Annotated in this window: 23 protein-coding genes; 15 read left to right on the top strand and 8 right to left on the bottom strand. The window is 63.6% G+C overall.

The window, feature by feature from the left end; all coding sequences use genetic code 11:
• Positions 1-282 precede the first annotated feature (282 nt).
• From ACN6KF_RS13580 to ACN6KF_RS13565, 4 genes are read left to right on the top strand one after another with little or no spacing between them, the layout of a single operon-like run.
• Entirely contained in the window at positions 283-474 is a 192-nt protein-coding gene (locus ACN6KF_RS13580) for a hypothetical protein (protein ID WP_434957336.1), read from the top strand.
• Positions 471-632, top strand: coding sequence for a hypothetical protein (locus ACN6KF_RS13575; protein ID WP_434957335.1), 162 nt, complete (start codon positions 471-473; stop codon positions 630-632). The genes ACN6KF_RS13580 and ACN6KF_RS13575 overlap by 4 nt, the downstream gene beginning before the upstream one ends.
• Positions 633-647: 15 nt before the next feature.
• Positions 648-1,127, top strand: a complete 480-nt coding sequence (locus ACN6KF_RS13570; protein WP_434957334.1) for an ADP-ribosylglycohydrolase family protein — start codon at positions 648-650, stop codon at positions 1,125-1,127.
• A 22-nt stretch (positions 1,128-1,149) separates the two neighbouring features.
• The gene (locus ACN6KF_RS13565; protein ID WP_475422028.1) at positions 1,150-1,377 is read left to right on the top strand and encodes an ADP-ribosylglycohydrolase family protein; all 228 of its coding nucleotides are present in this window, start codon (positions 1,150-1,152) and stop codon (positions 1,375-1,377) included.
• 15 nt (positions 1,378-1,392) lie between these two features.
• Here the strand turns inward: ACN6KF_RS13565 and ACN6KF_RS13560 are convergent, their stop codons facing one another.
• Genes ACN6KF_RS13560 through ACN6KF_RS13550 form a run of 3 tightly spaced genes read right to left on the bottom strand, consistent with a single transcriptional unit; the run spans position 1,393 to position 4,714 of the window.
• Positions 1,393-1,920: a DUF1254 domain-containing protein gene (locus tag ACN6KF_RS13560; protein WP_434957332.1), complete on the bottom strand. Its 528-nt coding sequence runs from the start codon at positions 1,918-1,920 to the stop codon at positions 1,393-1,395.
• On the bottom strand, positions 1,917-2,528 hold the full coding sequence (locus ACN6KF_RS13555) for a DUF1214 domain-containing protein (protein WP_434957331.1): 612 nt from the start codon (positions 2,526-2,528) through the stop codon (positions 1,917-1,919). Before ACN6KF_RS13555 ends, ACN6KF_RS13560 begins: the two co-directional genes overlap by 4 nt.
• Complete coding sequence (locus ACN6KF_RS13550) at positions 2,525-4,714, bottom strand: transglycosylase domain-containing protein (protein WP_434957330.1); 2,190 nt, start codon at positions 4,712-4,714, stop codon at positions 2,525-2,527. The genes ACN6KF_RS13555 and ACN6KF_RS13550 overlap by 4 nt, the downstream gene beginning before the upstream one ends.
• A gap of 244 nt (positions 4,715-4,958) precedes the next feature.
• Here ACN6KF_RS13550 and ACN6KF_RS13545 point away from each other — a divergent pair, with 244 nt between their 5' ends.
• The 4 genes from ACN6KF_RS13545 to ACN6KF_RS13530 all read left to right on the top strand — a co-directional run bounded on the left by ACN6KF_RS13545 (position 4,959) and on the right by ACN6KF_RS13530 (position 7,631).
• Positions 4,959-5,414 carry a VOC family protein gene (locus ACN6KF_RS13545; protein WP_434957329.1) on the top strand — a complete coding sequence of 152 codons (456 nt, stop codon included), beginning with the start codon at positions 4,959-4,961 and terminating at the stop codon, positions 5,412-5,414.
• Between the two features lie 58 nt (positions 5,415-5,472).
• Complete coding sequence (locus tag ACN6KF_RS13540) at positions 5,473-5,964, top strand: YcgN family cysteine cluster protein (protein ID WP_434957328.1); 492 nt, start codon at positions 5,473-5,475, stop codon at positions 5,962-5,964.
• A 481-nt stretch (positions 5,965-6,445) separates the two neighbouring features.
• Complete coding sequence (locus ACN6KF_RS13535; RefSeq protein ID WP_434957327.1) at positions 6,446-6,604, top strand: hypothetical protein; 159 nt, start codon at positions 6,446-6,448, stop codon at positions 6,602-6,604.
• A 310-nt stretch (positions 6,605-6,914) separates the two neighbouring features.
• Positions 6,915-7,631 carry an MgtC/SapB family protein gene (locus tag ACN6KF_RS13530; protein WP_434957326.1) on the top strand — a complete coding sequence of 239 codons (717 nt, stop codon included), beginning with the start codon at positions 6,915-6,917 and terminating at the stop codon, positions 7,629-7,631.
• 77 nt (positions 7,632-7,708) lie between these two features.
• Here the strand turns inward: ACN6KF_RS13530 and ACN6KF_RS13525 are convergent, their stop codons facing one another.
• Together ACN6KF_RS13525 and ACN6KF_RS13520 are read right to left on the bottom strand one after the other, a co-directional pair.
• The gene (locus ACN6KF_RS13525; protein WP_434957325.1) at positions 7,709-8,497 is read right to left on the bottom strand and encodes a S1 family peptidase; all 789 of its coding nucleotides are present in this window, start codon (positions 8,495-8,497) and stop codon (positions 7,709-7,711) included.
• 115 nt (positions 8,498-8,612) lie between these two features.
• Complete coding sequence (locus ACN6KF_RS13520; protein WP_434957324.1) at positions 8,613-9,467, bottom strand: S1 family peptidase; 855 nt, start codon at positions 9,465-9,467, stop codon at positions 8,613-8,615.
• A gap of 502 nt (positions 9,468-9,969) precedes the next feature.
• On the opposite strand from ACN6KF_RS13520, the gene ACN6KF_RS13515 reads away from it, so the two are divergent.
• The 7 genes from ACN6KF_RS13515 to ACN6KF_RS13485 all read left to right on the top strand — a co-directional run bounded on the left by ACN6KF_RS13515 (position 9,970) and on the right by ACN6KF_RS13485 (position 16,993).
• Positions 9,970-10,644: a response regulator transcription factor gene (locus ACN6KF_RS13515; protein WP_068296769.1), complete on the top strand. Its 675-nt coding sequence runs from the start codon at positions 9,970-9,972 to the stop codon at positions 10,642-10,644.
• A complete protein-coding gene (locus ACN6KF_RS13510) occupies positions 10,641-12,065 on the top strand; it encodes an ATP-binding protein (RefSeq protein ID WP_434957323.1) in 1,425 nt (474 codons plus the stop codon). Before ACN6KF_RS13515 ends, ACN6KF_RS13510 begins: the two co-directional genes overlap by 4 nt.
• A 246-nt stretch (positions 12,066-12,311) precedes the next feature.
• A complete protein-coding gene (locus ACN6KF_RS13505; RefSeq protein ID WP_434957322.1) occupies positions 12,312-12,710 on the top strand; it encodes a hypothetical protein in 399 nt (132 codons plus the stop codon).
• A gap of 244 nt (positions 12,711-12,954) precedes the next feature.
• Positions 12,955-14,097: a c-type cytochrome biogenesis protein CcmI gene (gene ccmI / locus ACN6KF_RS13500; protein ID WP_434957321.1), complete on the top strand. Its 1,143-nt coding sequence runs from the start codon at positions 12,955-12,957 to the stop codon at positions 14,095-14,097.
• Positions 14,094-14,549, top strand: coding sequence for a cytochrome c maturation protein CcmE (gene ccmE / locus ACN6KF_RS13495; RefSeq protein ID WP_434957320.1), 456 nt, complete (start codon positions 14,094-14,096; stop codon positions 14,547-14,549). Before ccmI ends, ccmE begins: the two co-directional genes overlap by 4 nt.
• Positions 14,546-16,531 carry a heme lyase CcmF/NrfE family subunit gene (locus tag ACN6KF_RS13490; RefSeq protein ID WP_434957319.1) on the top strand — a complete coding sequence of 662 codons (1,986 nt, stop codon included), beginning with the start codon at positions 14,546-14,548 and terminating at the stop codon, positions 16,529-16,531. Before ccmE ends, ACN6KF_RS13490 begins: the two co-directional genes overlap by 4 nt.
• 3 nt (positions 16,532-16,534) lie before the next feature.
• Positions 16,535-16,993, top strand: a complete 459-nt coding sequence (locus ACN6KF_RS13485; RefSeq protein ID WP_434957318.1) for a cytochrome c-type biogenesis protein — start codon at positions 16,535-16,537, stop codon at positions 16,991-16,993.
• A gap of 40 nt (positions 16,994-17,033) precedes the next feature.
• Here the strand turns inward: ACN6KF_RS13485 and ACN6KF_RS13480 are convergent, their stop codons facing one another.
• From ACN6KF_RS13480 to exbD, 3 genes are all read right to left on the bottom strand, one after another.
• A complete protein-coding gene (locus ACN6KF_RS13480) occupies positions 17,034-17,543 on the bottom strand; it encodes a Dps family protein (RefSeq protein ID WP_434957317.1) in 510 nt (169 codons plus the stop codon).
• 183 nt (positions 17,544-17,726) lie between these two features.
• On the bottom strand, positions 17,727-18,611 hold the full coding sequence (locus ACN6KF_RS13475) for a TonB family protein (RefSeq protein WP_434957316.1): 885 nt from the start codon (positions 18,609-18,611) through the stop codon (positions 17,727-17,729).
• A complete protein-coding gene (exbD, locus tag ACN6KF_RS13470; protein ID WP_434957315.1) occupies positions 18,608-19,045 on the bottom strand; it encodes a TonB system transport protein ExbD in 438 nt (145 codons plus the stop codon). Before exbD ends, ACN6KF_RS13475 begins: the two co-directional genes overlap by 4 nt.
• Positions 19,046-19,047: the final 2 nt, after the last annotated feature.

Here is a 19,047-nt window from a genome sequence, read left to right as displayed (position 1 = left end):
ACGGCTTTGGGTGCATAGTCCGGCCGAACTGCCGACGACGTCTTGCCGGACATCATGCCCAAAAGGCCTACGCCTATTTTGTTGGGCGCGTTTTGCCCGAAAAGGGCCATTTGGCCTTAATATCGCGCTCCGATGTGCAAAATCGCACATCGGAGTCACGCCGCAGTGACGGCGGGCGGTGTTTAGTGCGTACGTACACAGACTGTTAACTTTCCTTATCTGCTAATGCCGCAAAGCGAACGGAGTCTCGATTTCTGGTGCAATCTGCTGATAGGTCCCGCCATGAGCATCGTCCTGCCATTTCCCAAACACCCCCAAGCCCCGCGCCAACCGAGCGAGCACGAGGCACGCGAGCATAGTGCCGAAATCCTGTTCTTCACCGGTGTGCGCATCGAGCGCCACGTGGAAGACGATCGTCAGTCGCCCCAGCCTCGTCGTGGCACCGGTGGCGGAAAGCGCCATCGTAAGGCGTGAGTTCGAGCGACCATCTCGACCGAGCCGAGAGGACTCTCCTCGGGCTCGCCATCGCCGATGCGCTGGGCACCACACTGGAATTTTCAACCCGTGACAGCCAAACTCCCCTGACCGACATCTTCGGCGGTGGACCGTTCGCCCTTCCGGCAGGGGCCTGAACCGACGACACCTCCATGGCATTGTGTCTGGCGGCAAGTCTTCAGCAGCATAAACAACTCGATCCGCGGGACTGCATGAACCGTTTCGTCAATTGGTGGCGATACGGCCATCTGAGCGCGATCGGCGAATGCTTCGATATTGGCGGCGTGACCACGTCCGCACTGGCTAGATATGAGGCCAACGGCAACCCATTCGCTGGCCCGACTGCCCCCGATACCGCCGGCAATGGTTCCCTTGATGAGGCTTGTTCCCGTGGTCATCGCGGCCCGCGGGGATCGGCAGCGAGCCTTGCGGGATGCGGCCGACCAGTCTCGCCTGACCCACGGTGCCGAGGAGGCAGTCGAGGCCTGTGTCTATTTCGCGGATCTGCTCTTCGAGGCCCTGCACGGTGCCGAGCCGGCAATCGTGCTGCGGCCGAGGTGCTTGCCGGATGGGCTTCCCGAGCGGCTGCGGCGTTGCGCCGGCTCGGATTGGCGGCTGGTGGGACGCGATGAGATTTCCTCCACTGGCTATGTCATGCACACGCTCGAGGCTGCCTTGTGGGCCGTCAGTCAGTCGACCTGCTTCAGAGAGGCCGTCGTGCATGCGGTCAACCTGGGAGGCGATGCCGATACGATCGGCGCCGTGACGGGCCAACTGGCCGGTGCTCTTCGGGGACGCAGCAACATCCCGCCTGCCTGGCAGCACAAGGTCTTGTGGGGCGACAGCATTATCGTGACTGCCCGTTCCCTCGCGCTCGACTGACAGAATGCTGGAAGGTCAGCGACAGCTTGCCGGCTCCAGTGCCCGTTCCACATCGGCCTGCTGCGTCGGTTCGGGGACGAGCGCGCGCACCACGATTAGACCCGTCAGTTGGGGCGCCTGAAGACGCAAGGCGACCGGTAGGTCGGGGCCTTGCTTGGCCCTGATCTCGGCAAGCTGGGCCAGCGTGAACAAGGTCATGTCGAGGGCGCCGTTTGCGCCCGCCCGGTCGGTCAGCGTGTAGAAATTGAGGCCTGCCGGCGTATAGAACGACACCGAGAGGAAGCCGGCATTCAGCGGCACATGCACATGAACTGGGCCATCGGCCAGGTCATAGCGGCAGAAGGCCGTCACGATAGCCGGATCCGGCAGTGGCAACGGGATCTTGTCGGGAGGCAGTACGACGAAATGTCCGAGCGGGGCGATCGCGCTTGCGCGTTGGAAGCCGGTCTGTCCGCTGAGGCGAGGCAAAGCGACGATCGTGGTCAGATGCACCACGACGCCGATGAGCAGCCCCGCAAGCGTCCATAACAGCCAGCGGATCACGTTTTGTCTCCAGTGGCGCAGTCGAGCCGCTCGATCGCTGGAACGGCAACGGCTCTCCCCGCGCCGAATTCGGTGGCGAGGCCCGTCGAGACGGGACTGTCGTAAAGACGAAGGACCAGGCTCATCGGACCGGGAGAGCTGGGCAACCAGTTGCCGGGCTGGCTATTAGGCGCCACGGCGACGGTGACCTTGCCTTCTTCGCCGCGCAGGACAGCAGCGCTGGTGAAACCAGCCCGGTTGCTGGGATTGCGCGCGAGATTGTCGGATCGGTCATAGAGAGTAATGGTCCACCAGCGCGCTTGGGGCAGCATGGCCGCAAGGCGATAGCGGCAGGCCCCGTCAAGCGCCCGCCCCTCCGAATCTTCCCGCGCGGTGAAGGCAAGGCCTTCGCCGGGGCCGAGCGGCAGGTCCCCGCTGCGAGCGATGCGGGCCCGGTTGTAGCGATCGGCTCCGAGTGGGTCGGCGAGGGGCCATGCGGTCCAGGGACCGAGACGCATGGCGCCGAGCTGGAAATCGGACCCGGTCGCCCACCAGGTGAGGCCAAGGCCCAAGACGCCACCGAGGGCAAGGGCGTAGACCAGCCCTATGATCGTGCCAAAGCCCTTCATTCGATCGCCGACACCGGCGCTGGGCGGCGCATCTGGGCCGCCTGTTTGGCAGGGACGCGGTCGGCCTGCTCGATCAGCAAGGCGACATCGCGCAAGATCTGTGTGGCGTTGCGGGTTAGAACCGGTGGCGGGGCGGGGGCCTCCTGGGCTGCACCGGTGGCATCGGGTGCTGGCGGCTCCGCCTTGCTGGGTTGCTGCCCCGGCGGGAACGGGGCAACGCCGGGTATTTGCCTGATATCCACACCTTGATGGGCCACGGCCATTACCTGCTGCCAGGTCGTCGCGGGGAGCGAGCCACCGGTCATCTCATCCATGGGCTGGAAATTGTCATTGCCGAACCAGACCCCACCAATGAAATTGCCGGTAAAGCCCATGAACCAGGCGTCGCGGTAGGAATTGGTCGTGCCGGTTTTGCCGGCCACCTTGATGCCAGGCAACTGGGCCCGCTTGGCCGTGCCGTTTTCGACTACACTGTTGAGCATGCCGTTCATGTCGGCGATCACTTTGGGATCGATCACCACCGGGTCCTCGCGGGCGGGATCGAACTTATGGAGAAGGTCGCCCTTGGCATTGCGGATCTCGAGCGCGGCATGGGGAGGCGCCTTGTGCCCGCCGGAGGAGAAAACGCCGTAGGCGCCGGTCATCTCCAGAAGGTTGACGGCCTCGACCCCGATGGGCAAGGCCCAGGACTCCTTGAGCTCCGTCTCGATGCCCATGGTTCGCGCCGTCTCGATGATCATGCGCCGGCCATCGGCGGCGCTCTTGCTGAGGGCCAGGGAAATCTTGACCGGGATGACGTTGATCGAGCGGGTGATGGCCTGCGTCAGCGTGATCGGGCCGGAGAATTTGTGGCCGAAATTCTGGGGACACCAGTTCCGTATGCAGACAGGCGAATCCACCACGATGGATTTGGGCGTGAAGCCGTTCATCAGGGCGGTGGCATAGACGAAAGGCTTGAAGGAGGAACCGGGCTGGCGCAACGCGTCCGTGGCGCGGTTGAACTGGCTCTGGCTGTAATCGCGCCCGCCCACCATCGCGCGCACGGCCCCGTCGGGCTCCATGATCACGATGGCGCCCTGGTGCACGTTATAGTCCTTGCCATATTGGCGCAGGTTCGATTCCAGGGCGTTTTCCGCGGCGGCCTGAATGGCGGGATCCAGCGCGGTGCGCACGACGAAGACGGATTCGCTGCCCAAAGCGCCGTCATCGGCGAGATCGGCGATTTCGCCATAGGCCCAATCGAGATAATAGTCGGGGGCCTTCTCGCGCGCCCGGTCGACCGGGGTCGCCGGATTGCGGCGGGCGCCGGAAACCTGGCCCTCGGTCATGAAGCCGGCATCCACGAGATTGGAGAGCACCTGATTGGCGCGCCCGCGGGCAGCCGCCAGATTGTTGGTCGGCGCGTATTTGGTCGGCGCCTTGAACAGGCCCGCCAGCATGGCGGCTTCCGCCAAGGAGACGTCGCGCACCGACTTGCCGAAATAATATTGCGCGGCCGCCTCGATGCCGAAGGCGCCGCCGCCCATATAGGCGCGGTCGAGATAGAGTTTGAGAATCTCGTCCTTGCTCAAATGCCCCTCGAGCCAGAGCGCCAGATAGGCCTCGCGGATCTTGCGCTCCAGCGTGCGCTGGTTGGACAGGAAGAGATTCTTGGCGAGCTGCTGGGTGATCGAGGAACCGCCTTGCACCACGCCGCTTGCCTGGCTGTTGACGGTGAGTGCGCGCATGGTGCCGATGACATCGATGCCGAAATGATCGTAGAAGCGCCGATCCTCGGTGGCGAGCACGGCCTTGATGACATAATCAGGCATATCGGCCAGTGCCACGCTGTCATTGCTGCGGATGCCACGCTGGCCGACGATGGTGCCGTAGCGATCCTCGAAAGTGACGGCGATGTCGGCGCGGCGCAGCCAGTCGTCGCCGATCTGGCGGATTGCCGGCTGCATCAGCATCAGGCCGAAAATCAGGCCGGCAGTGCCGAGGGTCAGCCCCTCGCAGCCGACTTCCACCAGCAGCCGGCGCCAGCCCGAGACCTGAAATCTGTTCGAGATGTCGGAGCCGCGCTCGATCCCGGCCCGCACTTTCTGCCACGACGCGTAGACGGCGTTGTCGAGCCACGAGTCCAGACGAAGGGCGGCGCGGCTCAGGCGCTTTCGAAAGGACGGCTCTGGCTTGCGTTCAGGCACGATGGAACCAACCGGTACGCGAAAGACGTCGGGACAGCCAGTCTAACCCACGGTCGCCGATCCTGAAAGGCCTGCAATTTCACCGCCGCGATTTTCCGCTGGCATGGCAAACAACATGGCCTGCAGAATTATTTTCTCATCGCTGTCGGAACCATCCGCGCTGCATCGTCCTTGGGGCAAGTCCGCAAAACCTGGCCCATCAAAACCTGGCCCATCAAAACCTGGCCCATGAGGAGGGAAGACCATGACTGAGATCGCCCCGCACGGCATGAACGTCCTGTCACCGCATCTCATCTGTGACGGCGCCGCTGATGCCATCGAGTTCTACAAGAAAGCCTTCGGTGCCGAAGAGATGATCCGCCTGCCCGGACCGGACGGTAAGCTGATGCATGCCTCGATCAAGGTCTGCGGCTGCTCCGTCATGCTGGTCGATGAGAACAAGAATTATGGCATGCTCTCGCCCAAGACCCTCAACGGCTCGCCGGTGACCCTCCATCTCTTCGTCGCCGATGTCGATGCCTTCGTCGCCCGAGCGGTCGAAGCGGGGGCCGAGGTGGCGATGCCGGTGCAGGACATGTTCTGGGGCGACCGCTACGGCGTGATCAAGGATCCCTTCGGGCATCATTGGTCGATCGCTACCCATCAGCGCGATCTCACCGCCGCGGAAATCGAGGAGGGCATGCGCAAGATGGCCTGCTGAAGCGCCTTGCGCCTCCAGCAGCTATCCTCGAAGGGTGACTCGGGCCGGCTGTTCGGCTATGGCAACGGCGATGGAACAGCCTTCGAAGCCTTTCTGGAAAACCAAGCCGCTGGATGCGCTCTCGCCAGAGGAGTGGGAGAGCCTTTGCGATGGCTGCGGCCGCTGCTGCCTGGTCAAGCTGGAGGAAGAGGAAACCGGCGACACCTATTTCACCGATGTCGCCTGCTTCATGCTCGAATGCCATAGCTGCCAATGTTCGGATTACGAGCATCGCAAGCGCCATGTTCCCGATTGTGTCACGCTGACGCCCGAACTGGTGCGCACCATCGATTGGCTGCCGCCGACCTGTGCCTATCGGCTGGTTGCCGATGGCGAGGATCTCTATTGGTGGCATCCGCTGGTTTCGGGCGACCCCGACACCGTGCACCAGGCCAAGGTCTCGGTTCGCGGCAAGGTCAAGGCCGACGACAAGCAGGTGGGCGAGGGCGAGTGGGAAGAGCATGTGGTGCGCTGGCCAGCGCGCGTACCCAAGGCCGCCCGTAGGCGCTGAAGCCGGTCCTGCAAGCCGTTTCGACGCCATAGAGCCAGACTCGTCAGGATGGAGCTCCTGCAGCCCTATCTTCCCGCGAAGGTGGCGGACCCCGTTCAAGCGAGCCGACATGCGTGGGATCTCACGGACGAGGGACTTTGCCGGCCCGGCGTAGGCAAACATGAGTGCGCGGAGATCCTGGGAATTGCCCCACTCGCGCAGCATTCCAGCAACACAGCACGATTATCTTGGCGTCATTCAACAGGAGTTGCGGGATGGAAACGCTTGTCGACATCGGCTCTGCTGCCGTTCTTATGATCTTGGCGGGCATGATCTTGCATGTTGCCCTATCCATGCCGGTTTGAGATCGCACGAATACTAAGTTTACTCTTTGGTAAACATGTTTTGCCGGGAAGCGGAGTTTGTGCGTTTTCGCACGGAACGAATGCGCGCGCGGTGTTCGAAATAGCGCGTGATGAACATCAGATTCGGGGGAAGATTGATGACACGCGCACAACTGGTTCTGGATCGTCCTGAGCGGCTGTCGGGCTTCGGCCGGGTGACTCCTACGGCGGCTGGACGGCATCTGAGTTTTGCGATTTCGACCCTGTCCTTCGTCGTGATCGCCGCTTCCGCGTTGTTCCTCGCGTCGTTTTTCTAGGCGCAGCCCATGTCACTTCGTCTTCCAAGCCTAGGTCCTGGAATTGCGGACCCAGGGAAGGAAGCGTTTGCCTGGTGATCGCCCGTTCGCTATCGGGCTGCTGTTTCGGTGATCCCCAGAGCCGGTCTCGCGGTCATATCATATGTATTAAATGTGACATGCTGGTAGGGCATATCGCTCTCCGCATGTATTGAGCCTATGCGTCCGGAATGGCTGCAGCTGACCGCCGAGAGAGGCATCTCAATGCAGCGCCGGGGCGTGCCGGTCACGTCCTCCGAGCTTATTGCCCGATCAGCCGAAGGTCCGTGTCTTGAAATTCGTCGAAACCTTTACCCTCTATCCGTTTCTCGACACGGTGGTGAGTCTGCTCAGCGCCTTCTTTTTCGGCACGCTCATCGGGGCGGAGCGCCAATATCGCCAGCGCACGGCAGGTTTGCGGACCAATGTGCTCGTGGCATTGGGAGCAGCCGCTTTCGTCGATCTCGCCATGCGCATCGCTGGCCCGCAGGAAGCCGTCAAAGTCATCTCCTATGTCGTGTCCGGCATTGGTTTCCTGGGCGCGGGCGTGATCATGAAGGAGGGCATGAATGTCCGCGGCCTGAACACGGCGGCGACGCTGTGGTGCTCGGCTGCGGTCGGAGCCTGCACGGGGGCGGACATGGTGGCGGAGGGCGCGCTGCTGACGCTCTTCGTCATTGCCGGCAATACGTTGTTGCGCCCGCTGGTCAATGCCATCAATCGCATCCCGATCAATGCGCAGCGTTCCGAAGCAATCTATGAAGTGCGGGTGACCACCAGCCGGGCTTCGGTTCCCGCCATCCGCGAACTCTTGGTGGAGCATCTGGAGGCCGCGCAATATCCCGTCGGTGATGTCGAGCTGTTCGATCGGGGTGACGACATGGCCGAGGTGGTCGCTACCCTCGTCAGCACGGCGGTCGATCCCAAGGAGCTCGACGGTGTCGTTGCCCATCTCGAGCGCGAACATGGGGTTTCCCATGCGACCTGGGAAAGCAGCACGCAGGAATGAAGGTCAGCGGGGAGGCGCAGGAACGGTGGCGGGATCTGAGATCGCTATCCGGCAAACACGCGCAATGGTCATCACGGCTATTGGAAGCGCACGGGTGAGCCAGCCCTGTCGGCCATGGTCTCGATGAAGGAGCGATAGGCCGAGACGGCGGTAACGGCGGTGATGGTGCCGCAATCGCGCCCCTTGCCGCCCATCACGGCCGAGATCACGCCGACCAGCACGTAGTTTGTGCCCTGGCGCTGGAACACCGGCCCGCCCGAATCGCCCCGGCAGATGCCGTTGTTGTTGACGGTGCGGCGGGTCGCCTTGTGATCGATCAGGAAGAGCTGATGGGATTTGCTGTCGATCTGGTCCAGCATGTCGAAGCGCCGTTCGCGCAGCTTGCCGGCGCTGCTGACCACGCGATCGCGGCTCATGCCGAAGCCGGCGACCTGCACGTCGACGAAGCTGCCATCATCGGCGATGCGCGAGGCCAGCGGCACGGGTACCAGCCAATCGGGAAATTCATGGTCGACCCGGATCAGGGCGATGTCGTTGATGGCCGCTGAGGTGCCCAGCGCCGTGACGTCGAATTGAGGATGGATCGCCACCTGTGTCGCCTCGGCGAAGCGGAAGCGGAACTGGGTGTCGAGGGCACGGATGCGATAGTCGCCATGCCCGCTCAGAAAACAATGAGCGGCCGTCAGCACCAGCTTGCGGGAGATCACCGTGCCGCTGCATTTGGTGCCGCTCGGCCCCGTGATTTGCACGACATGGCTGCGGACGCCCGTGGGATCGGTGACGTCGCGACCGCCTTTGATCGCCAGGGCTGGCATGGTGAAGGCCACAAGGGACATGACAGCGACGGCGAGGCGGGTTTTCATCATGGCTAAGCTGTAGAGCATTTCCAACCAAAACCAAATTGTTGCGCGCCCAAGCGGCTTCCTGCCAATCGAGCCTCAAGCTCGATCGCAAAGAAGCTGCAGGATCTCAAACGCGTGGTCACGGCAGGGAGGCCCCCATCCGCGCCGCGCTGCTTCGTATCCAGGGCAGGGCGGTGCCGAGCAGGGCTACACCCGTCATGCCGCCGCAGCCCCGGCCGCTATTGGCGCCCACGGCGGAAGCGAGTACGCCGACAAGCATGCCCTCGCGCAGCACCGGCCCGCCCGAATCGCCCTGGCAGGCGCCACCGAGCCCGCTGCCCTCACGCAGGCGCAACTGCACCCTGGAGATGGGCGGGGCTCCCTCCAGCGCGATCTCGCGCAGGACGCCGCCGCTCTTGCCGGCATTCTGGGCGGTCAGGCCGAAACCGGCGACGCGATACACCGCACCCGCAATGCCCGCTTCGGCGGCAAGCGGAAGCGGGGCGTAGCCGGCCAGGGGCGCGTCAAGCTTCACCAGAGCGAGATCGATGGTGAAATGCCGCTTGTCATAGGCCTTGGCATCGAACTGAGGGTGAACAGCCACATTGCCGAGCGGCGAGAGCACCGGCTTGCCGGCCTGATAGGTCAGCAAGCGGTAATTGGCGCCCTTGCGCACGCAATGGCCTGCCGTCAGCAGGAGATCGGGTGCGATGACGCTGGCCGAGCAGAAACTGCCGCGATCGGAGACGATCATCACGACGTGACGGGCCATGTCGGCCGCTGCTGGCGTACCGCCGACGATGGCGTAGGCCGGTGGCGCTGATGCGAGGGCCATGGCCAAGACCAAAAGGCTCGCGGCGAGCGAGCGCAAGGCCAGGATCGACTTCGGTATCAGTACGCGTGACCGACCCGACCCGCGCGTGAACCAGCCTGAGCCCGGTGGATTGACAGGGCGGTCCTGCTGGCGGAAGGCGGAATTGAGCATTACGTTCATGCCGTGTTCAGAGGCCCTGCAGAATGATGATGATGGCTCGAATCGAGGGGAATCACGGCAGAATCTAGAGCAAGGCGAGCCAAGCGGAAATGCTGCTTTGTTCTAACTCCTTGTTTCGGCGCGTTTTTGTATTTCTCCGCATGAGGCGACCATATCGCAGAGCGCTATAGCAGAAGGATGAGGATGGGGCGGATATCTTCCTTGGTGATGGTCTTGGCTCTGGGACTTGGGTGGTTTGGCGCGATGCAGCCGGTAATGGCCGCTTGCGTCAGCCTCAGCGAGGCACGCCCGCTCGTGAAGTCTGGTACGATCGTGCCTCTTCTTTCGGCGTTGGGGGCGGCTCGACGTGCTGTAAAGGGGGAAATGATAGACGGCAATTTATGTGGAGACCCTGGCAATTACCGCTATGTCGTCACATTTCTGGGGACCGATGGGCGGGTTATAAGAGCGACGATCAACGCCAAGACCGGCGAAGTCGTGGGTGTGAAGTAAAGGAATACCGATGCGGCTTCTCGTGGTCGAGGACGATCAGGATCTCAACCGCCAACTCGTCAAGGCGCTTGAGGAGGCAGGCTACGCCGTTGACCGGGCCTTCGATGGCGAGGAAGGCCATTTCCTCGGTGATACCGAACCTTATGATGCCGTGGTGCTCGATGTCGGCCTGCCCAAGCTCGATGGCATCACAGTGCTCGATCGCTGGCGCCGCGCCGGCAAGGTGATGCCTGTCCTGATCCTGACCGCTCGGGATCGCTGGTCCGACAAGGTGATGGGCTTCGATTCAGGTGCGGATGATTACGTCGCCAAGCCCTTCCACATGGAGGAGGTCCTGGCCCGTCTTCGGGCGCTCATCCGCCGTACCACCGGCCACGCCACCAACGAACTGGTCTGCGGTCCCGTCCGCCTCGATGCCCGCGCCGGCCGTGTCGTGGTCGACGGCAATCCGATCAAGCTCACCTCGCACGAATATCGCCTGCTGGCCTATCTGATGCACTATACCGGGCGCGTCGTCTCGCGCACCGAATTGGTCGAACATCTCTACGACCAGGATTTCGACCGCGATTCCAATACGATCGAGGTGTTCGTCGGTCGCCTGCGCAAGAAATTGGGTGTGGATGTGATCCAGACCGTGCGGGGCATGGGCTATATACTCACACCACCGGACGCCATGCGCGTATGACCACGCGTTCGCTGGCCTTCCGCCTCTTCGTCGCCGCCGCGGCCTGGGTGGTGGTGGTGCTGGTGGTGGCGGGCGTGGTGCTCTCGTCCGTCTACCAGCATGCGACCGAGCGTTCCTTCGACGAACGCCTGCATGTCTATCTCAAGACGCTGGTGGCTGACATCGCCGGCGCCGATGTGGGTGACCGCACGGCGCCCGGCGCCATGGGCGAGCCGCGTTTCGAATTGCCGCTGTCGGGCTGGTACTGGCAGATCAACCGCCTCGACAAGCCGGCTTCCAACGGCTCCAAATCGCTGTTCGAGGCAACTCTGCCCAGCCTGGACGATCCGAATACGCCCGACGAGCCCAGCGGTGTCCGCGAGGGCTACATCAAGGGCCCGGACGATCGCCGGCTGCGCGCCGTCGAGCGCCTCATCGATCTCGGCGAGGATGGCCGCTACCGGGTGACCCTGGCGGGCCCTGCCGACGAGATCGACAGTGCCATTTCCGACTTTCAATATTCGCTGCTGCTGACCTTCACCGCACTTGGGGTCGGACTGCTCGCCGCCATTTTGCTACAGGTGCGCTTCGGCCTCAGGCCGCTTTCGCGCATCAGCGGTGCGCTGGCCCGCATGCGTACCGGCGAGGCGGCCAAGCTGCCACCCGACCTGCCCGACGAGATCGTGCCGCTCGCGCGTGAGCTGGATGCCCTGGTCGATGCCAATCGCGAGGTGGTTGAGCGGGCGCGCACCCATGTCGGCAATCTCGCCCATGCCCTGAAGACGCCGTTGTCGGTGATCGCCAATGAGGCGGGCGCGGCGCCGGCGGGCCCGTTGGCCGAACAAGTCGGCCGGCAGGTCGGCGTAATGCGCAAGCAGATCGATCATCATCTCCAGCGCGCGCGTATCGCCGCGGCCGTCAGTGTGGTCGGAACGGTGACCGAGATCGTGCCGGTGATCGAGGGGCTGGTCCGGGCCATGGAGAAAATCCATGCCGTCAAGCGCCTGAAGATCAAGGTGCAGGTCGATCCAGCGTTGCGTTTCCGCGGCGAAAAGCAGGACATCGAGGAGATGACAGGCAATCTCATCGACAATGCCTGCAAATGGGCGATCAGCGAGGTCATGATCCTGGCCGAGGCCTTTCACCTGGATGGCGTCCTGTTCGCCCGCATCGTCATCGACGACGACGGGCCGGGCCTGTCTCCCGAGAAACGCGCCGAGGTCGGCCAGCGCGGCAAGCGGCTTGACGAAACCAAGCCGGGTACCGGCCTCGGTCTTGCCATCGTGCAGGATCTCGTCTCGCTCTATGGCGGCCGCTTCAATCTCGACGAAGCACCGATCGGCGGTCTGCGGGCCATTCTCGATATTCCCGCCCTTCAGGGATCGGCGCCGCCACCCGGCGCCCGGCCTTCCTCGCGGAGCGGCGAGGGGGCGACAGTCTAGCCCCCTGCGGCCCCCACGGGCACCGAAGCGGTTCACTTTCTCGTAACGTTCGGAACAGCAGGGTCTTGCGACACCGTGAGACGGTTGGCGCGGGGCGTTTTTGCGTGTAAGGCTGCCGACAGTATCCGCTCAGGGCGTTTTGCGATTTGATGGGATCAGCTCGAATCGCAAGGCGCGTCGAAAAAAGGGAGTTGGAGCAGATGAGTGTTCAGTCATGAACGCCCTTTGCTCTGGGTTAGGGGTCCTATGACAAAATCGATCGTCAAGCTGTTTGGCCTGGCTCTGGTGGCGCTGCCGCTGGCAGGATGTGGGCTTACCGGTTCGACCACCCAGCCAAATGTCGCCGCTGCGCCACCCACGCCCGCCACCAGCAATTCGCCGATCCTCGACAGTCTCGATCCTGCCGACCGAGCCCGGGCCGAACAGGCTCGTCGCACGGCCCTGGATGGCAAGGCGAAGGTCAGCGTCGACTGGAAGAGCGACAGCAACGCCTCCACGCATGGCAGCGCGGTCGCCGGGCCTCTGCAGAACCAGGGCGCAGCCCAGTGCCGGCAATATTCCCAGACCATCTACAAGGAAGGCGTGCCGAGTGTCGCCCGTTCGACGGCGTGCCGGCAGCCGGATGGCGGCTGGGTCAACAGCTAAGGCGTTTTGCGATTGGACGGAATCGCCGAGAACCGCAAACACGCTCAAGCCGATCCGTTGGATTGGCTTGAAGTCAAGGAACTGGAGCAGACAGGCGTTCAGCCATGGACGCGCTTTGCTCCGGCGATAGTCGGGTGAAGGGGCGTGTAGCCGCGCACGCCACCAAATTGCATTGCGTGATACTGCGTGTTTGCGCGTGTGACGCGCCCAAATTAGGCCTTATGGCCAGCGCAAGAGATTTCGCATGCTCCTATGGATAGCCCTGGCCGCCATGACCGGCCTCGCAGCTCTGGCGTTGCTGTGGCCGCTGGCGCGGCGCGGTAGCGCTCTGACGCCGCAGGCATCCGACATAGCCATCTACAAGGACCAATTGGCCGAGATTGATCGCGATCTCGAGCGCGGGCTGATCGCCAAGAGCGAAGCACAGGCCGCCCGCATCGAGGTCTCGCGCCGGCTGATCGAGGCCGACGAGGGAGAGAAGCTCGAGAAAGGTCGGCAGCCCACCGCACAGGCGGCTATCGGGCGGCGCAGGCTTGCCGCGAGCATCGTCCTTGTCGCCGTGCCGCTGCTCAGCCTCGGGCTCTATGCCTATCTCGGCTCGCCGTCGAACCCCGACCAGCCTCTGGCTGCTCGCCTGGACAGCAATATCGAGAACGCTTCGCTCGATGAACTGGTGGCGCGGGTGGAAGCCAAGCTGGCGGAGAATCCGGAGGATGGTCGCGGCTGGGAATTGATGGCACAGATCTATCTGCGCCAGGGACGCTTCGAGGATGCCAAGCAGGCCTATGCCAACGCGTTGCGGCTGCTGGGCTCGACGGCCGAGCGCGAGACCAATTTCGGTGTCGCCGTCGTCGCCGCTGCCGACCGCATGGTGACGGCCGATGCCAAGGCGGCTTTCCAGCGAGCGGTTAAGCTCAATCCCACGGAATTCCGCGCGGCCTATTTCCTCGGCCTCGCCAAGGAGCAGGATGGCGACAAGAAGGGTGCAATCGAAGCCTGGCAGGCCCTGATTGCCGGTAATCCCGATGCTGCCGACTTCCTGCGGCAGGAAATCACCAGGGTCGGCGGGCAGCCCAAATCTGCTCCCGATGGCACCGCTCCCGATGCAGTTGGTCCGGGTCCCTCGAAGGACGATGTCGTCGCCGCCCAGACGATGACGCCCGAGGAGCGCGGCAAAATGATCCAGGGCATGGTCTCCGGGCTGGCTGAGCGGTTAAAATCCCAAGGGGGCAGCCCGGAGGAATGGATGAAGCTGATCAAGGCTTATAGCGTGCTTGGGCAGGCGGACAATGCCCGCAATGCACTTGCCGATGCCCGCAAGGCCCTGGCCAGCACGCCCGATGCCGTCAGGCAGATGGACGAGCTTTCGAAGGCATTGGGTCTATGACGCGTAAGGGCAGACGTCTGGCGATGATCGGAGTGGCCGGGGTGGTCCTCGCGGCTGCGGTGGGCCTGGTGTTGTTCAGCCTGGGCGGCACCATGTCCTACTTCGCCGGTCCGAGCGACATCGTCGGCAAGCAGACCACGCCGGGTCAGCGCTGGCGGTTGGGCGGCTTGGTGGAGCAGGGCTCCCTGCAGCGCGGCAGCGCGTCTGAGATCGCCTTCATGGTGACCGATACCAACAAGTCGATCAAAGTCATCTATTCGGGTATCGTGCCCGACCTGTTCCGCGAGGGCCAGGGCGTGGTGGCGGAGGGCGTGGTCGACGGTGCCGGCGTCTTCCAGGCCGATACGCTGCTGGCCAAGCATGACGAGAAATACATGCCCAAGGAAGTGGCGGATGCGCTGAAGGCGCAAGGCCATTGGGAAGAGGGCGGCGCCTACGGGAAGAAGCCATGATCGTCGAAGCCGGCCATTACGCACTCGTTCTCGCGCTTACGCTTGCCGCGATTCAATCTGTACTGCCGCTATGGGGCGCCCGCACCGGTGATCTCGGCCTGATGCGCATCGGTACCAGTTCGGCCCTGTTCCAGCTTCTCTTCATCGCCATGGCGTTTGGCGTGCTGACCTATGCCTATGTCAGCTCGGACTTCTCGCTCACCAACGTGTTCGAGAACTCCCATTCGGCCAAGCCGCTCATCTACAAGATCTCCGGCGTGTGGGGGAACCATGAGGGCTCGATGCTGCTCTGGGTCCTCATCCTGGCCTTTTTCGGCGGACTGGTGGCGGCTTTCGGCCGTAACCTGCCGCCGACCATGAAGGCGACCGTGCTGGCGGTGCAGGCCTGGATCAGTGCCGCCTTCCTGATGTTCATTCTGCTCACCTCCAATCCCTTCACCCGCCTCACGCCGGCGCCGATGCAGGGACAGGATCTCAATCCGATCCTGCAGGATGTCGGTCTCGCCATCCATCCGCCCCTGCTTTACCTGGGCTATGTCGGCTTCTCCATCGCCTTTGCCTTCGCGGCTGCCGCGCTGATCGAAGGGCGCATCGATGCTGCATGGGCGCGCTGGGTGCGGCCCTGGATCCTGCTGGCCTGGATCTTCCTGACGCTGGGCATCGCCATGGGGTCCTACTGGGCCTATTACGAGCTCGGCTGGGGCGGCTGGTGGTTCTGGGATCCGGTCGAGAATGCCTCGCTGATGCCCTGGCTGGCCGGCACCGCGCTTCTCCACTCCGCGCTGGTCATGGAAAAGCGCAACGCCCTGAAGGTGTGGACGATCCTGCTCGCCATCCTCACCTTCTCTCTCTCATTGCTCGGTACCTTCCTGGTGCGCTCGGGCGTGCTCACCTCCGTGCACGCCTTTGCCACCGATCCCAAGCGCGGCGTGTTCATGTTGGCGATTCTGGTGCTCTTCATCGGCGGCGGCCTCAGCCTGTTCGCCTGGCGTGCGTCTGCCTTGAAGCAGGGTGGCATCTTCGCGCCGATCTCCCGCGAGGGCGCGCTGATCCTCAACAATCTCCTGCTGACGGTAAGCTGCTTTGCCGTGTTCATCGGCACGCTCTATCCCCTGGCGCTGGAAGCCCTGACCGGCGGCAAGGTGTCGGTCGGCCCGCCCTTTTTCGACCTGACCTTCGGGCCGCTGATGCTGGCGGTGCTGATGGTGATGCCGTTCGGACCGCTTCTTGCCTGGAAGCGCGGTGATCTGGCGGGCGCCATGCAGCGCCTGGGCGCCGCGATCGGGCTCGCCATCCTGGCTGCGTTGGTGACGCTGTGGCTCAAGCAGGGCGGGCCGGTGCTGGCACCGCTCGGCGCAGGCCTCGCCTTCTTCATCATGGCGGGGGCGGTGGTCGAGATCGCCGGGCGTATCAAGCTGTTCCGTGAACCACTGGGATCGAGCCTGCGCCGGGGGGCCGGCCTGCCACGCTCGGCCTTCGGTACGGCCTTTGCCCATTTCGGCGTCGGCGTCACGCTGATGGGCATCGTCGCCGCCTCGGCCTGGCAGTCGGAGACCATCGTGGCGATGAAGCCGGGCGATACCGCCACTTTCGGCCGCTTCCAGGCCACCTATGTCGGCTCGGTGCCCAAGCGCGGCTCGAACTACACAGCCACCGAGGCGAGATTCGTGATCCGTCGCGATGGCGTCGAGGTTGGCCAGATCGCCTCTTCCAAGCGCTTCTACCCGGCACGCCAGATGCCGGTGACGGAAACGGGCATCAGTACCCATGGTTTCGACCAGATCTATATCGGACTCGGGGATACCATGCCGGACGGAGCCATTGCGGCGCGGCTCTATGACAAACCGCTGATCACCCTGATCTGGCTGGGCTGCCTGATCATGGCGTTTGGCGGCCTGCTGTCGCTATCCGACCGCCGCCTGCGCGTCGGCGCTCCCAAGCCGGCGCGTCGTGTCGCCCAGACCATGCAGCCGGCCGAGTAGACGATGTTGAAGCGCGTCCTCCTTGCCTGCTTTCTCGGCCTCATGGTGCTGCCGGCCCTGGCCGTGCAACCGGATGAGGTTCTGCCTGATCCGGCCCTCGAGGCGCGCGCGCGCGCGCTGTCGGCGCAGTTGCGCTGCATGGTTTGCCAGAATGAATCGATCGACGATTCGAATGCCTCGCTCGCCAAGGATCTGCGCATCCTTGTGCGCGAGCGCTTGAAGGCCGGCGACAGCGACACGGCGGTCAAGGACTTCCTGGTTGCCCGCTATGGCGATTTCATCCTGCTGAAGCCGCCGCTGGAATGGCGCACCTTGGCGCTGTGGTCGGGACCGCCCATATTATTGCTGCTGGGCGGCATCGCCATCTTCCTGTCGACACGGCGGCGGCAGGCTGCCGCTCCTGCGCCGCTCAGCCCGGACGAGCAGGCCAGGATCGACGATATCCTGAAGCGGGAAGGGTAGGCCGGGGACCATCGCGGGTCCGTCGGCCTGAGCGGATTCTCTATCGGCCGGTCTCGAACAGGAACCACGTCCGGCGCTCGGTCTCGCTGATACAGTTTTCGATCAGGCTGGCGGTCGCGACATCGCGGTGTTCGTCGCACAGATCGTGGGTCTCGCGCAGGAAGCCGATCAGGCGTTTGTTGTCGTCGAGCAACTCGGCAAGCATGTCGCCGGGCGTGACGAAATCGGCATCATTGTCCGACAGGCGCTGCAGCCGTCCGATATGGCCGGCCGAACGCAGCGTGGTATCGCCGATCTTGCGGACCCTTTCCGCGATCTCGTCGGTCATGGCGAAGATCTGCTCGGCCTGTTCGTCCAGCAGCAGGTGGTAGTCGCGAAAATGTGGACCCGAGACATGCCAATGGAAGTTCTTGGTCTTCAGATAGAGGGTGAACACGTTGGCGAGCAGCGTCGTGAGCGCGCCTGACAAGTCCTTGGTTGCATTGGAGCCTAGATCGGTTGGGACCCCCAGATCCGCCGTCTTCAATGCTTTCGCCTTGTCCTTGGCCATTACGCAATTTCCCTTGCTATGAAGTGGCTACGCCTCCGGCCGATCCGTAATGGATCCTGCGACGGGAAGCGGCGGCCGTCATAGAACATCGCTTGGCCGACAAGGTTCATCGCGGACCGGACTTGGTCGGCTATCGTGCCGCCCGGCATCTTTTCTGCTCCGCTTGGTTATTCGTGCGCGATCTCATCTTGAATCAAACAAAACCGGCGCTGTAATCGTCCGGTTCATGCCGGCTGGGGGAGGCGGAACAGGCGAGGCGCGGCGGACCAGGGACACCACCTCCTGATCGAGTTCCGCAAAACCCGAGGAACGGTAGAGCGAGGCGGCGAGGACGTTGCCGGCATCATCGATCCGGAAGCGTACATAGGCGATGCCTCGTTCTCCGCGCGAACGGGCGTCGGCGGGATAGCGCTTGCGCCGTTCCAGATGCGCGATCAACTGTGAGCGCCACTGCGCCGGCGCCGGGCCGGACACCTGGCTGGAGCTGGTTTGCCGGGCGGCATTGCGGCTGGACTGGCTGGCCTGGACCTGTGCCTCGACGGCCGCTTTCGAGGCCTCCTGAGCCTGTTGGCGACGAGGCTTGGCCGGCTTTTGCTTGAGAGGCTTCTTTGGCTCTTCCCGGCGCGCGGTCTCCTGCTTCGCCTGCTTTTGCACGGGCCGCTCCTGGGGAAGCGCAACCTCGGCCTGCTCGACAGGCGTCTGGGTCGTTTCCATCGTCGGCTCGGGCTTGGCCGCCTCCGTCACCGGTTCGGGAGCCGGGACTTCCTTGACGGGCTCGGGCGGCACGGCTTCCTCGGGTGTCGTGACCGCCTCGCTTGCTGCCTGGGGTTCCGCCGGGCGCAGATCGGGAGAAATCTCGTTCGCCTGGGTCTCCCTTGCCTCAGGCATCGGCGCGAACTCGATCATGATCGCTGGCGGGGGCGCATCGGCTGCCGGCGCTGCTGGCGATGGCTGCAGGTACCAGACCGCCGCCCCCAGATGGATTCCCAGCGTGAGGAGGCCGGCGCCAACCCACAACGCCAGATCGGCGGCGCGGTTGCCATGATCCGTAATGGCCCAATCGGTCACGGCCGCGCGTCCTCCGGCACGCTCTCCAGCCCGACCAGGGCAATCTTGAGATAGCCGGCCTCGCGCAGCTGGTTCATCAGAGTCATCAGCTGCTCGTAGCTCACCGATTTGTCGGCCCGCAGGAAGATGCGGGCCTGCCTGTCATTGGCGGTGAAATTGTCGAGAGAGGCCGCGAGGGTCTCGCGCTGGGCCGGCTCATTGCCGAGTGCGAGCGACAGGTCGGATTTCAGCGTCAGATAGAGCGGTTTGTCGGGGCGCTCCACCGGCATGGCCGTGGATACCGGAAGGTCGACGGCGATATCCACAGTCGATAGGGGTGCCGCCACCATGAAGATGATCAATAGCACCAGCATGACGTCGATAAAGGGTGTGACGTTGATCTCGTGGTTCTCGGTAAGCTCAATTCCGCTGTCTTCGCGCAATCCTCCTGCCATGG

The organism is Labrys methylaminiphilus subsp. lupini, from assembly GCF_051161885.1.
Classification (GTDB): Bacteria; Pseudomonadota; Alphaproteobacteria; order Rhizobiales; family Labraceae; genus Labrys.
Note: the sequence above shows the minus strand (reverse complement) of the source record. Positions and strands in the feature narration are given on the sequence as shown.

Bases quoted from the DNA above. Each gene is read 5' to 3' on its own strand.
- ACN6KF_RS13565 (WP_475422028.1), top strand. From the start codon at position 1,150: ATGCACACGCTCGAGGCTGCCTTGTGGGCCGTCAGTCAGTCGACCTGC.
- ACN6KF_RS13540 (WP_434957328.1), top strand. From the start codon at position 5,473: ATGGCAACGGCGATGGAACAGCCTTCGAAGCCTTTCTGGAAAACCAAG.
- ACN6KF_RS13480 (WP_434957317.1), bottom strand. From the start codon at position 17,543: ATGGCCAAGGACAAGGCGAAAGCATTGAAGACGGCGGATCTGGGGGTC.
- ACN6KF_RS13515 (WP_068296769.1), top strand. From the start codon at position 9,970: ATGCGGCTTCTCGTGGTCGAGGACGATCAGGATCTCAACCGCCAACTC.
- ccmI (WP_434957321.1), top strand. From the start codon at position 12,955: ATGCTCCTATGGATAGCCCTGGCCGCCATGACCGGCCTCGCAGCTCTG.
- exbD (WP_434957315.1), bottom strand. From the start codon at position 19,045: ATGGCAGGAGGATTGCGCGAAGACAGCGGAATTGAGCTTACCGAGAAC.
- ACN6KF_RS13505 (WP_434957322.1), top strand. From the start codon at position 12,312: ATGACAAAATCGATCGTCAAGCTGTTTGGCCTGGCTCTGGTGGCGCTG.
- ACN6KF_RS13555 (WP_434957331.1), bottom strand. From the start codon at position 2,528: ATGAAGGGCTTTGGCACGATCATAGGGCTGGTCTACGCCCTTGCCCTC.
- ACN6KF_RS13580 (WP_434957336.1), top strand. From the start codon at position 283: ATGAGCATCGTCCTGCCATTTCCCAAACACCCCCAAGCCCCGCGCCAA.
- ACN6KF_RS13485 (WP_434957318.1), top strand. From the start codon at position 16,535: ATGTTGAAGCGCGTCCTCCTTGCCTGCTTTCTCGGCCTCATGGTGCTG.
- ACN6KF_RS13545 (WP_434957329.1), top strand. From the start codon at position 4,959: ATGACTGAGATCGCCCCGCACGGCATGAACGTCCTGTCACCGCATCTC.
- ACN6KF_RS13520 (WP_434957324.1), bottom strand. From the start codon at position 9,467: ATGAACGTAATGCTCAATTCCGCCTTCCGCCAGCAGGACCGCCCTGTC.
- ACN6KF_RS13510 (WP_434957323.1), top strand. From the start codon at position 10,641: ATGACCACGCGTTCGCTGGCCTTCCGCCTCTTCGTCGCCGCCGCGGCC.
- ACN6KF_RS13535 (WP_434957327.1), top strand. From the start codon at position 6,446: ATGACACGCGCACAACTGGTTCTGGATCGTCCTGAGCGGCTGTCGGGC.
- ccmE (WP_434957320.1), top strand. From the start codon at position 14,094: ATGACGCGTAAGGGCAGACGTCTGGCGATGATCGGAGTGGCCGGGGTG.
- ACN6KF_RS13490 (WP_434957319.1), top strand. From the start codon at position 14,546: ATGATCGTCGAAGCCGGCCATTACGCACTCGTTCTCGCGCTTACGCTT.
- ACN6KF_RS13525 (WP_434957325.1), bottom strand. From the start codon at position 8,497: ATGATGAAAACCCGCCTCGCCGTCGCTGTCATGTCCCTTGTGGCCTTC.
- ACN6KF_RS13570 (WP_434957334.1), top strand. From the start codon at position 648: ATGGCATTGTGTCTGGCGGCAAGTCTTCAGCAGCATAAACAACTCGAT.